Here is a 13572-nt window from a genome sequence, read left to right on the forward strand (position 1 = left end):
TCGGGAGATGAACCAAAAAAAGGCCGGACATGCGTCCGGCCTTTGTCTTTGTCGTCGGGAGCGGTTCCCGCCTAGTCGTTGGACCCCTTGAGCTTGACCCAGTAGTCCTCGTAGAGCTTCATGGCCTCGCCGATGTCGTCCTGGAACTCGCCGCGCGCGACGGTGGCCGCGTCCGGGTAGACGATGGGGTTGTCGGCCACTTCGGGCTCCAGGAACTCGGCGGCCTGGGCGTTGGGGGTGGAGTAGCCCATCTCGGTGGAGATGGTCGCGGCCACGTCCGGGCGCAGCAGGTAGTTCAGGAAGGCGTGCGCCTCATCCAGGTTCTTGGCCCCCTTGGGGATGCACAGGGAGTCCATCCACATGGAGAAGCCCTCCTTGGGATAGACGTACTTGATCTCCGGATTCTCCTGGTTGGCGATGTAGGCCTCGCCGTTCCAGATCACGCCCACCGAGACTTCGCCGGACAGCAGGGCCTGCTTGGGGGAGTCGGAGTCGAAGACGCGCACGGAGGGCATCAACCCCTTGAGCTTCTGGTAGGCCTGTTTCAAATGGGCCGGATCGGTGTCGTTCAGGGAGTAGCCCAGGCTCATCAGGGCGATGGCGAAGACCTCGCGCGGATCGTTGGGCAGCAGCAGACGGCCCTTCATCTCCGGCTTCCAGAGGTCGGCGTACGAGGTCACCGCGCTCTCGCCGAGCAGGCCGGTGTTCACGGCGATGGACGTGGAGCCCCACATGTACGGCACGGAGAAGGTGTTGTCCGGGTCAAAGGGCTGGTCCGTGAACTTGTCCGAAAGGTTGGAGAAGTTGGTCAGCTTGGATTTGTCCAGGGGCAGGAGCATGTCCTGGCGGCGCATGAGCCCCACGTAGTCGGACGAGGGCACGATCAGGTCGTAGCCGTCGCCGGCCAGCTTGATCTTGGCGTACATGGCCTCGTTGCTGTCGTAGGTGGAGAGGTGCACCTTGATGCCGGTCTCCTTGGTGAAATTCTCGATCACCTCGTCCGGGATGTATTCGGACCAGATGTACAGGTAGAGCTCCCCGCTGCCGGCAAGGGCCGGGACCGCGAAGGCGAGGGTCAGGACGATTGCGAGCAGTAGCTTTTTCATGACTTCTCCTTGAGCAGCCGCCGGGACAGGAGGACGGCGGCCACGGTTATAATGATCATCACCACGCTGAGCGCGTTGACGTCCGGCTTTATGCCGAGACGGACCATGGAATATATACGCAGGGGCAGGACCTCGTAGGTCGGCCCCGTGGTGAAGAAGGAAACGATGACGTCGTCCAGGGACATGGTGAAGCTGAGCAGCCAGCCCGCGATCAGGCCGGGCGCGGCCATGGGCAGGACGATGCGCCGGAAGACCTGGTACTCCACGGCCCCCAGGTCGCGGGCGGCCTCGACCACCGTGGGGTCGAACCCCTTGAACCGGGTGTAGACCGTGGCCGTGACGAACGGCACGCACAGGGTCACGTGGCCCATGAGCAGGGTCCAGAAGCCGAGCGACAGCCCCACGCCGAGGAACAGGACCAGCAGCGAGATGCCGATGACGATGTCCGGGGACATCATCATCACGAAGACGGACGCGAAGACCGCGCGGCGGCCCTTGAACCGGTATTGGTGGAGCATGAACGCGGCCAGGGTGCCGATGACGCAGGAGACCGTGGCCGAGACCACGGCGATGGTCATGGACCGGAAGGCCGCATCCACCAGCGTGGCGTTGTGGAGCAGCTTGTCGTACCACTGCAGGGTGAACCCCTTCCAGGCCAGGGAGAATTTGGAGGCGTTGAAGGAGTAGACCGCGATGACCACCAGGGGCAGGTACAGGAAGGCGAAGACCAGGGCGGCGTAGGCCCGCTTTATCCAGATGTTCATATGCGCACCTTCCTTCCGGCCCGGCGCACGCTCTTGTAGTACAGGGCGAGCATCAGCCCCATGATCACGGTCATGGCGATGGAGGCCGCGGCCCCGAGCGGGATGTTGCGGGCCGCCAGGAACTGGTCGCGGATGTAGTTGCCCAGCAGCATGGTCCGCGCTCCGCCCAGGATGTCCGGGATGTAGAACATGCCCAGGGCGGGCAGGAAGACGAGCATGCAGCCCGAGACGATGCCGGGCATGGTCAGCGGGATGGTGATCTTGCGGAAGGTCGAGAAGCGGCTGGCCCCGAGGTCGCGCGAGGCTTCGAGCAGCTTCAGGTCCAGCTTCTCGATGGCCGCGTACAGCGGCAGGATCATGAACGGCAGCAGGGTGTAGACCAGGCCGATGAAGACCGCCGTGGGTGTGTACATGAGCTTGAGCGGCGCGTCGATGACCCCGAGGAAGAGCAGCAGCTTGTTGACCACGCCGTCGGCCTTGAGCACGGCCACCAGGGCGTAGGTCCGGATCAGGGTGTTGGTCCAGAACGGGATCATGACCAGCAGGAGCAGGGTCGGGGTGTACCGCTTGTCGGCCCGGGCCACGATGTAGGCGAACGGGTAGCCGATGAGCAGGCACAGCAGCGTGGCCGTGGCGGCCATGACCATGGACTCGGCCAGCATGGAACCCAGGGCGGGCTGGAGCAGCTCGAAGTAGCTCGACAGCGAAAAGGACGGACTGATCAGGCTGTCCGGGTCGCGTTTGAGAAAGCTGACCGCCAGGAGCATGAGGGTGGGCACGGCCCCGAACAGGACCAGCCAGCCGAGCACGCCGGTGACGACCAGCCGCTTGAACAGGCTATCCTTCATGGGGCAGGACCACCTCCCATCCCTCGAACCAGCCCACGGCGACGCGGTCGCCGGCGTGGAAGTAGAGGGTTTCGCTGTCCTCGTCGAAGAACTCGGTGACCAGGATGCGCTTGCCGTCGTCCAGGGTGATGTCCACGTCGTAGGTGGCCCCCCGGTAGCAGGTGCCGTCCACCGTGCCCTTGAGCAGGGCCTTGGCGAACTTGTCGGCCAGGTCCGGGGACTCCTCCAGGTCCTTCATGACCTCCACGCGGAAGTCCTCGGGCCGCAGCAGGACGTGGACCCGGTCGCCGTCGGCGAACTCGCGCCGGGCCTTGACCAGCACGGACGCGCCTTCCACCTCGGCGGTGTAGCTCTCGCCCCGGCGGCCGGTGACGGTCCCGTCCAGGACGTTGATCTCGCCCACGAACCGGGCCACGTACAGATTGGCCGGTTCCTCGTAAATCTCGCGCGGGGTGCCCACCTGCTCGATGCGCCCGTCGTTCATGACCACCACCCGGTCGGACATGGAGAAGGCCTCCTCCTGGTCGTGGGTGACCAGCACGAAGGTGATGTCCAGGGTGCGCTGCAACTCCTTGAGCTCCTTCTGCATCTGCTTGCGGAGACGGTAGTCCAGGGCGGACAGGGGCTCGTCCAGGAGCAGGACGCGGGGCTTGTTGACGATGGCCCGGGCGATGGCCACGCGTTGCTGCTGGCCGCCGGACAGCTCCTTGGGCGTGCGCCGCCCCATGGATTCCAGCCGGACCAGCCTGAGGGCCTCGTCCACGGTGCGCCGGACATCGGCCTCGCCCTTGCCCGCGATGCGCAGGCCGAAGGCCACGTTGTCGAACACGGTCATGTGCGGGAACAGGGCGTAGCTCTGGAACACGGTGTTCACGGCCCGGGATTCCGGGGGCACGCCCTTGACCGAGCGCCCATCCAGCTTCACGGAACCGGAGTCGGACTCCTCGAACCCGCCGAGGATGCGCAGGATGGTGGTTTTGCCGCACCCCGAGGGCCCGAGCAGAGTGATGAACTCCCCGTCCTGTATGGACAGGGAGATGTTTTCGACGGCGATCTCCCCGTCAAACGACTTGGAGACGCTGTCCAGGGTGACGACAGGCTGGGTCATGTGTTTCCTTTAAAGGTGCGGCGTCGAGGCGGACGCGGTCACGGAAGGCTTACGGGCTGCAGGGCAACCCCGGCCTCCGGGACGGTTGGCGCATGGCGGCGACGCAATTTTGTTTTCAGGGACTCGATGCCCGGGTTGAACAGGAAATGGGTCAGGACCGAGGCGGCCAGCACGGCGGCCAGGATCTGTCCCCCCTCGGGGTCATCCGCGTAGGTTTCGAACAGGGCGATGACGATGTAGTGGAGCAGGTAGAACGGGTAGCTGATCTTGCCCGCGAATCTGTCGAATTGTAACCGTTTAAAGCCGCGAAAGACAAGAGGCATCGACAACAGGGCTGCCATGGGCAGGAAAAAGGGCAAAAGCGGCCTGGGCACGCCGTCGGCCACCAGGGCCAGTCCGGCCAGTGCCAGGAACAGGCCGTAGTCGTACCAGCGCGCGGTTTCGGGCAGCCGCCGGTGGATCCGGTAGGCCAGGATGCCGCCCGCAAAGAGCCAGAATTCCAGGGGGAAGAACCGCTTGAAAAAGATCACTCCGGACAGGGGCGAGGCCATGACTCCGAGCTTGAGGGCCAGGCTGGCGGCCAGTAGGCCGACCAGGGTCCGGGAGCGCAGCCGGACCAGGAACGGGGCCAGGGCGTAGAAAGTCGCCTCCAGCGACAGGGACCACGCCTGGATGAGCGGGGCGTCCGCCCACAGGGCGTCGTGCCGGTAGGCCACGAAATGCAGGCCGCCCTCGGGCTGACGGGCCAGGGAGAAGAGCAGCTCCTGGCCGATGGTCGTGGCCGAGGTCCAGGCCATGACCAGGAAGGCGGCGGGGTCGGCCACGATGGCCCGCAGGGTCTCCCGGTCGGTCAGCGAATGGACGTCCAGGCTGGTCAGCAGCCCCAGGCTGACCACCAGCGCGAAGACGTACATGGGGTACAGTGTCAGGAAACGGCTCCAGTAGAAGGCGCGCGCGTCACCGTAGGACCGGTCCAGGATCAGGGCCATGTAGAAGCCGGAGATGGCGAAAAAGGTCAGCACCGCCTCGTGGCCGTTGACCAGGGGCGTCCCTTCGAAGGTGGGGAAGTGCGAGTTGAAGACCGCGAAGGCGAGCAGCAGGCGGATGATGCCCATACCGTTACCTCCCTCTCCGGGAAAGCGGACCCCAGGGGCCCGGCCGGGTGTTGCCTGCGGCGTGCGCCGCAACCATCCGCCTCAATCTCTCAGCCATTGAACCCGAACGGGGCGGGCTTGGGGTTGTCGGGCGGGATCGCGGTCAGGACGGCCGGGGCCTGGCGGGCCAGGGCGGTCACCGAAATATAGGGCTCCTCGCCGCAGAGGTAGGCGCGCAGCCGGTGTTTGGTCTCGTCGTCCATGAAGGCCATGAGCGGTTGGTGCACGTCGGCGACCCTGGTCAGGGCGTCCAGGACGAGCCCGTCCCAGACCGCGTGGAACCGTTCCATGTCGTCGGTGCGCAGTTGCTTGCGGCAGCGGGTGCAGCCGCAGCTCAGGGGGATGTCCCGGCCCAGGTCGAACAGGCCGTACTCCTCGCAGATCTCCTGCCCCTTCCAGATGTCGCGCACCGCGATCTCGAAGCCGTATCCCGTGGCCATGACGTTGCAGTCGCAACGGTGGTTGACGTAGCGCGCGTTGTCGCGGCTGACGATGTGCACGCCGGACTCGTCGGCATAGGCGGTCTTGCCCGGCCTGCCGTCCGCGTTGATCCGGTTGGAGGAGCGGGCCACGTAGGCTGCCTCCAGCCGGTCGCGGACGTAGACGATGGTGCCGCGCGGGATGTCCTCGGCGGCGAACACGCCGTACCCGATGGTCGGGTCGACGAAGCGTACTTCGGTCTTGGGATGCATCATGGGAAATCACCGCTTCCGCCGGGGCGGGAGCCTGTTCAGGGGCGGGGCCGCCCCTACCAGTCCTCATCGGTGTCGTAGTCGATCTCGTCTTCCAGGGTGTAGCTGCGCACCTTGATGCGCAGTTCGTCCTCGTCCTCGACGACGACGCCCTCGGCCGTGACCCACCTGTCGATGTACTCGATCAGGCTCTCGCCGTTCTCATCGGGTTCGACGATGAATTCCTCCTCGCCGTCCACGAGCAGGACCACACCGGCCACGGTTTCATTGTCCCAGTCAAGGGGGAGTATCTGTCCGAACAGGGAATCTTCATACACGTCGGTAGGCATCTTCTCCCGCTCCTCTATTGATAGTTGTTCTCGGCGTCGTCTTCGTCGATGTTGAGGCGGTAGACAAGACCGCCGTCCATGGGGATAAACTGCTTGCAGAACCGGCGCTGCACCGAGAAGCCGTTGGCCTCGTAGAACAGCCGGGCGTTCTCGAAGGCGCGCCCCTCGCCGGTCTCCAGAAAGATCGATCGGCCCATCTCCCCGACGGCCCGGCGGGTCATCTCGGCCACCAGGGCCGAGCCGATGCCCAGCCTGCGGAACTCGGGGTCCACGGTGATGCCGTAGAGCTCGAATTCGCCGGGCCAGTACATGATCGGGCCGTAGCAGAGGAACCCGATGATCCGTTCGCCCTGCGCGTCGCAGACCTTGGCCAGGAGGAAGGTCTGCGCCTCCTCGCCGTTGCCGTAGGCGCAGTCCCAGGCCATGTCCTCGGCGGACAGCATGGCGTCGGCCGAAAACAGCCCGCTCGACGCGGCCATGTTCAGAATGGTTTCCACATCGTCGGGCGTGATGCCCGAGGAAATGCGAACCTCGCGCATGTCCTCGCGGGCGTCGTCTTCTCTGGTAGTTGTGTCCATGGTGATCTCGAAGCCGTGACGGCTCGTCAGGCGAGGCGGTAGGGCCGCCCGCCGTGTTTCAGGTTCATAGATGTATAGTTCATCGACGAGGTGTCGCCGACGATCTCGATGGTCTCGACGCTGATGGAGTCGATGCCCAGGGAGTTCGTTCTGGTTCCGGTGATTTCGCAGGTCTTGCCTTCCAGCATGGACGGGTCCTGCTCCACGCCGAGGAGCAGGTACTCGGTGTCGCCGTCCTTGAGCACCAGGCCGAAGTCGGTGTTGACCACCAGGCCCCAGAAGGTCCCGGCGCCCTCCGCGAGGGACAGGGTGGGTACGAGGCAGAGGAACGCGGCCAGCAATAAGGGAATCAGTTGTTTTTTCATGGGTTATCCTGGGATGTTGTTTTCCACGGGTGCAAAGCTCTCCACAACCATGGACTCCACGCCGCGTTCCTTGCGGACCACGCCGGTGAAGACCGCCTCCGCCCTGGACAGGGACAGCAGGCTGGGGAGGCTCTTGAAATTCTCCACGAGGATTTCCCGTTCGTCCTTGCAGGCGATGAGCACCTCGGTCACACGGAATTGCTCGTCCCACTGACGGGGGACGACCATGCCCTTGACGGTGACCGTGTTGTTTCGGTGTTGTTTCTCTTGCTGCACGACTCTTCTCTGCCATGTGGTTTTGAAGATGCGGGAAAAGCATGGAGTGTGCCAAATCAATAACTGTTTGAAATTGTTTGTAGAGTATGCTTTCAGTCGAAGAAGTGAACGGAACTTTTTGTTCCTGTTTTTCGCGATCACGGGCCGCAGGCGTGGGTAAAGCGCCTTGGGCGAGCGCGGTATGATCAAATGCTGTACTAAAAAAAATCATTTTTATAGCACCTTACAAACAAATAAGAACTTAAAATTCCGATTCGTGACAAACCGGAACTAATGATTCTTCTTGCGAAAGTCCATCTTGTCCAGGCCGTGGCGGCGCATCAGCTTGGAAAGCTGCCGGGTGGTCACGCCAGCGCGCCCGGCCGCGTCCTTGACCACGCCGTTGCACTGCTCCAGCAGGCTCGACAGGTACTGGCGCTCGAACCTGTCCACGGTGATGCGCCGGGCCTCCTTGAGGGGCAGGCCGGTCCGGACCGGGGAGGTGACCACCTCGCCCTGGGTGTCCAGGAGGTCCGGCGGAAAGCTCTCGGGCAGAAGCACGTCCCCGGTCTCCAGGATGCAGGCCCGCTCGATGACGTTCTCGAGCTCGCGCACGTTGCCCGGCCACTCGTATTCCATGAGCCGGTCCAGGACCTGCGGGTGGATGCCCTTGACCTCGGTGTTGAGCAGCCCGTTGAACTGCTGGATGAAGACCTCGGACAGCCTCGGGATGTCCTCGCGCCGCTCCCGCAGCGGGGGGATGCGGATGGGGAAGACGTTCAGCCGGTAGAACAGGTCGCGCCGGAACTTGCCGCGCTCGCACAGCTCGTTCATGTCCTCGTTGGTGGCCGCGATGATGCGCACGTCCACCGGGATGTCGGACTCGCCGCCCACGCGCTGGATGAACCGCTCCTGGATGACGTTCAGGAGCTTGACCTGGACCGACTGCGAGACCGTGCCGATCTCGTCCAGAAAGATAGTGCCCCCGTGGGCCAGCTCGAACTTGCCGAGCTTGCGCCGGACCGCGCCGGTGAACGCCCCCTTCTCATGGCCGAACAGCTCGCTCTCCACCAGGGTGTCGGGGATGGCCCCGCAGTGCACGCTGATGAACGGCTGGCTCTTGCGGTTGGAATGGGCGTGGATGAGCTTGGCGATGAGCGACTTGCCGGTGCCGGTCTCGCCGGTGAGCAGCACCGTGGTCCGGGTCCCGGCCACCTGGCGGATCTTGACGAACACGTCGCGCATGGCCCGGCTGCGGGTGTCCACGTATTCCAGGGAGTCTTCGTTCCAGAACTGGCCGCGCAGATAGTCGAGCTCGGACTTGAGCACGTCGGATTCGCGGACCTTGTCCACGACCAGGTCCAGCTCCTCGCGCTCCACCGGCCGGGTCAGGTAGTCGAACGCGCCCGCCTTGACCGCGTCCACGGCATGGTGGGTGTTGGCCTCGTCCGCCAGGACCACGATGGCCGCCGACGGGTACTGCGACCACAACCCCTCCAGCCCCTTGGCCACGGAGGTGTGCTTGCCCAGCAGGGACTCCACGTCCACGAACAGGGTGTCCACCTCGCGGTCCGGGGCCGCGTCCTCCGAAACCGGGACCGCCCCCGCGTGCTTTTCCTGGTCGAACAGGCCGCCGATCTCCTCCGATCGGCTTCCGTCCCGGGTGATGACAAGCATTTTACGCATGACCCCTGTTGCCTCCAGCCCCCGTTGTACTTCGATGCCGCCCCTGAGACAATATCAAAAGATGCCTCCGGCGGCCGGGGGAAGGGGGAAAGGGAGCCCTTTTCAAAGGGCTTCCCTTTCCCCCTTCCCCCGGACCCCCATCCCCCTTTCCCTCCTAAACTTTTTAGCGCCGCTGCGCGGGGTAGGGCAGCAAAAAGCCCCCAGGCTCACTCTCCGCCGGGGGCTTCCTTCTTCCAATTTGGAGCGATTCGGGTGCGCAGCACCCGATAACGGCTCTCTCTTCTGCAGTCAAATCGTCCTCGGAATAGGCTTTCGAGAGTGGTGCAGCTGTGCATTTTTTCCCGGGGGGGCTTTCACCGCAGCGTAGCCGTCTACGTGAGGATGAAAGCCCCCCGGAAAAAATGTGCAGATGCGCCGCTATCGGAAGCCGCCTAACTCCTAGCTCCACCTAATCAACCTAGGATCGCATTTGTTGGCCAGTCCCGGGTGAGTGGGGAGGACGCGGACGCCGTAGCGCACCGGGCCCGACTCGGACGGGCTGTAGGTGGCCCGGAAGAGCAGGGTGGAGCCCTCGGAGTGCTTGAGCTGCATGGGGATGCAGTCCACGATGGTCTCCTCGTCCGGGGTGGCGGCCACGAACTCGACCACGATCTCCTCGGTCAGCAGCTGGCCCCGGTCCACCTTGGCGGACACGGTCAGCTTGTTGCCCAGCCGGAACACGTCGCCGCTGATGCCCTCCACCTGGACCTCCTTGATGTTCACCGTGGCGAACCGGCCGGGGATGCGCGTGCGCCATTCGCCGAGCCCCATGGCCAGTTCGTTGTTGTTCCTGGTGCGCAGCTTGGCCAATTCGATGGCGGGCAGGTACATGTCGTCGATGTAGTCGCGGACCATGCGGTGGGTGCCGTACCCCTTGAAGGCGGTTTTCATGGACGCCTTCATGCGGCGCAGCCATGCGTGGGGCACGCCGTCGCCGCTTCGGTCGTAGAACTCGGGGACCACCTCGGTCTCCAGGGTGGCGTAGAGGTTGTCCGCATCCACGATGTCCTGGTTGACCTGGCTCTGGTAGACCAGGCCGCTGCCCACGGCCCAGCCGTTGTGGCCGTCAAAGGCTTCGTCCCACCAGCCGTCCAGGATGGAGCAGTTGGGCACGCCGTTGACCGCGGCTTTCATGCCGCTGGTGCCGCTGGCCTCCATGAGGCGGGTCGGGTTGTTCAGCCAGACGTCCGCGCCGGACACGAGCAGGCGGGCCAGGCGGATGTCGTAGCTCTCCAGGAAGATGACCCGGCCCAGGAAGTCGTCCTGCTTGGCCAGACGGCAGATGAGGTTGATGTAGCTCGCGCCCATGGTGTCGGCCGGGTGGGCCTTGCCCGCGAAGATGATGTTCACCGGGCGGTCGGCGCTGGCCAGAATCTCCTTGGCCCGCTGCAGGTTGTGGAAGAGCAGGGTGGGCCGCTTGTAGGCCGTGCACCTTCTGGCGAAGCACAGGGTCAGGTGGTCCGGGTTGAGCGCGTTCATGAAGGCGTGCAGCCGGTTGGGCGGTTCGCCCTCGCGGGTCCACTGGTCGGAGATGGACCGGCGCACCTCGTCGTACAGCCGGTGCTTGAGGGCCACGTGGGTGTCCCACAGCCGCCGGTCGTTCAGGCCGTCCAGGCATTCCCAGTCGTTTTCATTGGTGAGCTCGCGGTGCACGGACAGGCCGCACGACTCCTCGATGTCGTGGCGCACGCGCTCGTCCAGCCAGGAGGTGATGTGCACGCCGTTGGTCACGTGGCCCACCGGGATCTCGCTCAGGATGAAGCCGCGCCACAGGTCCTGCCACATGCGCCGGGACACGTCGCCGTGCAGCCGGGACACGCCGTTGCGCTTGCAGGAGAGGTGCAGGGCGAGCACGGTCATGTTCAGGTGGTCGGCCTCCTCGGCGTAGATGTGCCCGAGGTTCCACAACCCGTCCCAGGGCACGCCCATCTCGTCGGCGTAGCCCCGGAAATAGTTCTCCACCAGGGATTTCTCGAACCGCTCGTTGCCCGCGGGCACCGGGGTGTGCATGGTGAACACGGTGTTGCCCCGGACGATCTCCTTGGCCGTGGCGAAGTCGGTCCCTTCCATGAGCATGAGGTGGCGGATGCGTTCGAAGAGCAGGAAGGCGGAGTGGCCCTCGTTGAGGTGGAAGACCGACGGGGTCACGTCCAGGGCGGTCAGCAGGCGGACGCCGCCCACGCCGAGGATGATCTCCTGCTCGATGCGCCCCTTGGAGGTCGGGTCGTAGAGCTTGGAGGTGATGTCGCGGTCCGAGCGGGAGTTCTCGACCACGTCCGTGTCGAGCAGGTAGAGCCGGGCCCGGCCCGCGTGGACCTCCCATATCTGGGCGTACACGGTGCGCCCCGGCAGGTTCACGGTGATCATGACCTTCTCGTCGTTCCGCTGCAGCGGGGTGATGGGCATGGTCGCGAAATCGTTCTGGTGGTACTCGACCACCTGGTCGCCGTTGCCGTTGATCCGCTGGTGGAAGAAACCGTTCTTGTACAGCAGGGAAATGCCCACGAACGGCAGGTTCAGGTCGCTGGCCGACTTGATGTGGTCGCCGGACAGCAGTCCCAGGCCGCCGGAGTAGACCGGGATGGACTCGTGCAGGCCGAACTCCATGGAGAAGTAGGCCACCGGATTCTTCCAGGTGATGCCGTTCACGTTCGCATCCTCGCTCTGCGCCATGTAGGCGTCGAACCGCTCCAGGACCGAGTCCAGGCGGCCGATGAATTCCGAATCCCCGGCCAGTTCGGCCAGCCTGTCGCTGCGCATGGTGTCCAGGAACAGGACCGGGTTGTGGTCGCTGTTGTGCCACTTGGCCGCGTCCATCCACTCGAACAGTTCCTGGGAGTCGCGGTGCCAGACCCACCAGAGGTTTTCGGCCACGTCGCGCAGCCGGGCGAGCTGCGCGGGCAGCTCGGTGACCACGGTGAACGACCGCAGCCTCGGCTGGGTGGTGTTCACGCCCGAGAAGCTGATCTCGGCTCCGGGCGCGGCGGCCATGCGCTGCACGCCCGCGATGCGCTCGGTGCGAATATCGGACGCGTACTCGTAGGCCTCCAGGTAGCGCGGATAGAAATGGACCCAGGTGGCCTCCTCGGCGATCTTGCGCGCCTCGATGCTGCGCGAGGCGCGCTCCTCCGGCGTCCAGCGGGTGAAATCGGCCAGAAAGCGGGTCAGGTTCTCGCGCGTGGTCTCGTAGTCGTCCTCCAGCCGGTTGAGAACGTGCACGCCCGGATGGCCCTGGGGGTGTTTTTCCATGACCCATTGGCCGAACCCGGCCCGGTCCGAGGTGATGGTCGGCACGGCAAAGGCCGCGCTCTCCATGGGGGTGTAGCCCCACGGCTCGTAGAAGGACGGGAAGGCGGTCAGGTCCATGCCCGCCAGGGCGTCGTAGTACTCCAGGTTGAGCACGCCGTCGTTGCCGTCCAGGTAGACCGGGATGAAGATGACGCAGCAGCGGTTCCCGGGCGCGTTGTCCAGATTGCGCTCGCGGCATTTTTGGACCACCGGGTCGTGGTCTGCGTCGCCCAGGTGATGGGTGCTGATGCCAGCGTATTTCTCGATGTCGTAGCGCTCCTGTTTCAGGCGGCGCCTCGCCTCGTCGCTGAACCCGGCGTAGCCGCAGGAGACCAGCAGGAAGGCGACCACCGTGGTGTCGTTGCCGGCCTTGGCCAGTTCCTCGTCCAGGTCGCCCAGCCCGTCCAGGAGCAGGTCGATGCCCTTGTTGTGGAATTCGTAGCGGCCGCTGGTGGCCACCAGCAGGGTCTTGTCCGGGGCCAGGTCGCGCTCCAGGAACCGGGAGGCCAGGTCCAGGAGCCGCTTGCGCGACTTCTTGTGGGTCTCGGCCACGGCCTTGGGTTCGGCGAACCCCTCGAGGTTGAAGCCGTTGACCGTGACTACGGCCGGGTTGGTGCCGAGCAGGTTGGAGGCCTCGCGGCGGGTGATGTTGGAGACCGTGGTGAAGCAGTCCGCCTCGCGGGCCGAGACCGACTCCATGGAGTGCTTGGCCGTGACCCCGAAGGCCTTGGCCTCCTGGGACGGCTCGATCTCCTCCAGCCGCCGGTAGATGTCCACGCCCGACCCGGACATGGCCCGGCCGAGCATGGTCGCGTGGGTGGTCAGGACCGTGGACACCGAGGGGGCCTTCTTCTTCAGGTAGAGCACGCCCGCGCCGGACATCCACTCGTGGAAGTGGGCGTAGACGTCCTCGCCGTCGCCCACGTCCTCGCTGATCTCCTTGATGGCCATGGCCGAAGCCGAGGAGAACAGGACCGGCTCGATGTAGTCCCAGCTGCCGGCCATGGAGTCCACGCCGTAGTCGTTCCACAGCTGGAACAGGAGTTTGTCGTGGTTGGGGAAGGCGTTGCGGAAGCCGACCAGCAGGACCAGCGGCTTGCCGGGGATGTCCCAGCGGCCGGTGGCGGTCTCCACGCCCCAGGCCTTGAGCCGCTCCAGGGCAGGGCGGACCGTCTTGGGCGGTTCTTCCTCGATGAAGCCGGGGTTGCGGTCCAGCAGGGGGCCCACGGCGATGTAGCGGTTGTCGAAGGCGGCCATGGCCTGCGGGGCCTTGCTGCTGATGACGGTGTAGATGCCGCCGACCTTGTTGCACACTTCCCAGGAAACTTCGAACAGCCAGCTTTTGTCCATGGCTCTTTCT

The 13572-nt window shown here is 64.9% G+C and carries 12 protein-coding genes; all 12 read right to left on the reverse strand.

Annotated elements, in window-relative coordinates:
* Nucleotides 1-71: 71 nt before the first annotated feature.
* Entirely contained in the window at nt 72-1106 is a 1035-nt protein-coding gene (locus tag ACR42D_RS04235; RefSeq protein ID WP_484565620.1) for an extracellular solute-binding protein, read from the reverse strand.
* Nucleotides 1103-1870: a spermidine/putrescine ABC transporter permease PotC gene (potC, locus tag ACR42D_RS04240; protein WP_484565621.1), complete on the reverse strand. Its 768-nt coding sequence runs from the start codon at nt 1868-1870 to the stop codon at nt 1103-1105. The genes ACR42D_RS04235 and potC overlap by 4 nt, the downstream gene beginning before the upstream one ends.
* Nucleotides 1867-2718, reverse strand: coding sequence for a spermidine/putrescine ABC transporter permease PotB (gene potB / locus ACR42D_RS04245; protein WP_484565622.1), 852 nt, complete (start codon nt 2716-2718; stop codon nt 1867-1869). Before potB ends, potC begins: the two co-directional genes overlap by 4 nt.
* Nucleotides 2708-3826, reverse strand: coding sequence for a spermidine/putrescine ABC transporter ATP-binding protein PotA (gene potA, locus ACR42D_RS04250; RefSeq protein ID WP_484565623.1), 1119 nt, complete (start codon nt 3824-3826; stop codon nt 2708-2710). The genes potB and potA overlap by 11 nt, the downstream gene beginning before the upstream one ends.
* Nucleotides 3827-3864: 38 nt before the next feature.
* Nucleotides 3865-4941: an acyltransferase family protein gene (locus tag ACR42D_RS04255; RefSeq protein WP_484565624.1), complete on the reverse strand. Its 1077-nt coding sequence runs from the start codon at nt 4939-4941 to the stop codon at nt 3865-3867.
* 89 nt (nt 4942-5030) lie between these two features.
* Nucleotides 5031-5675: an SET domain-containing protein gene (locus ACR42D_RS04260; protein WP_484565625.1), complete on the reverse strand. Its 645-nt coding sequence runs from the start codon at nt 5673-5675 to the stop codon at nt 5031-5033.
* A gap of 53 nt (nt 5676-5728) precedes the next feature.
* Nucleotides 5729-6001, reverse strand: coding sequence for a hypothetical protein (locus ACR42D_RS04265; protein ID WP_484565626.1), 273 nt, complete (start codon nt 5999-6001; stop codon nt 5729-5731).
* A 14-nt stretch (nt 6002-6015) separates the two neighbouring features.
* A complete protein-coding gene (locus tag ACR42D_RS04270) occupies nt 6016-6579 on the reverse strand; it encodes a GNAT family N-acetyltransferase (RefSeq protein ID WP_484565627.1) in 564 nt (187 codons plus the stop codon).
* A 26-nt stretch (nt 6580-6605) separates the two neighbouring features.
* A complete protein-coding gene (locus ACR42D_RS04275; protein ID WP_484565628.1) occupies nt 6606-6944 on the reverse strand; it encodes a hypothetical protein in 339 nt (112 codons plus the stop codon).
* Nucleotides 6945-6947: 3 nt separating this feature from the next.
* The gene (locus ACR42D_RS04280; protein WP_084641539.1) at nt 6948-7220 is read right to left on the reverse strand and encodes a hypothetical protein; all 273 of its coding nucleotides are present in this window, start codon (nt 7218-7220) and stop codon (nt 6948-6950) included.
* 270 nt (nt 7221-7490) lie between these two features.
* Entirely contained in the window at nt 7491-8885 is a 1395-nt protein-coding gene (locus ACR42D_RS04285) for a sigma 54-interacting transcriptional regulator (protein WP_484565629.1), read from the reverse strand.
* Between the two features lie 438 nt (nt 8886-9323).
* Entirely contained in the window at nt 9324-13562 is a 4239-nt protein-coding gene (gene glgP, locus ACR42D_RS04290) for an alpha-glucan family phosphorylase (protein ID WP_484565630.1), read from the reverse strand.
* Between the last annotated feature and the right edge of the window lie 10 nt (nt 13563-13572).

The organism is Pseudodesulfovibrio sp. lm2024 (assembly GCF_051175575.1).
Taxonomy (GTDB): Bacteria; Desulfobacterota; Desulfovibrionia; order Desulfovibrionales; family Desulfovibrionaceae; genus Pseudodesulfovibrio; species Pseudodesulfovibrio caledoniensis.

Bases quoted from the DNA above. Each gene is read 5' to 3' on its own strand.
- ACR42D_RS04235 (WP_484565620.1), bottom strand. From the start codon at position 1,106: ATGAAAAAGCTACTGCTCGCAATCGTCCTGACCCTCGCCTTCGCGGTC.
- potC (WP_484565621.1), bottom strand. From the start codon at position 1,870: ATGAACATCTGGATAAAGCGGGCCTACGCCGCCCTGGTCTTCGCCTTC.
- potB (WP_484565622.1), bottom strand. From the start codon at position 2,718: ATGAAGGATAGCCTGTTCAAGCGGCTGGTCGTCACCGGCGTGCTCGGC.
- potA (WP_484565623.1), bottom strand. From the start codon at position 3,826: ATGACCCAGCCTGTCGTCACCCTGGACAGCGTCTCCAAGTCGTTTGAC.
- ACR42D_RS04255 (WP_484565624.1), bottom strand. From the start codon at position 4,941: ATGGGCATCATCCGCCTGCTGCTCGCCTTCGCGGTCTTCAACTCGCAC.
- ACR42D_RS04260 (WP_484565625.1), bottom strand. From the start codon at position 5,675: ATGATGCATCCCAAGACCGAAGTACGCTTCGTCGACCCGACCATCGGG.
- ACR42D_RS04265 (WP_484565626.1), bottom strand. From the start codon at position 6,001: ATGCCTACCGACGTGTATGAAGATTCCCTGTTCGGACAGATACTCCCC.
- ACR42D_RS04270 (WP_484565627.1), bottom strand. From the start codon at position 6,579: ATGGACACAACTACCAGAGAAGACGACGCCCGCGAGGACATGCGCGAG.
- ACR42D_RS04275 (WP_484565628.1), bottom strand. From the start codon at position 6,944: ATGAAAAAACAACTGATTCCCTTATTGCTGGCCGCGTTCCTCTGCCTC.
- ACR42D_RS04285 (WP_484565629.1), bottom strand. From the start codon at position 8,885: ATGCGTAAAATGCTTGTCATCACCCGGGACGGAAGCCGATCGGAGGAG.
- glgP (WP_484565630.1), bottom strand. From the start codon at position 13,562: ATGGACAAAAGCTGGCTGTTCGAAGTTTCCTGGGAAGTGTGCAACAAG.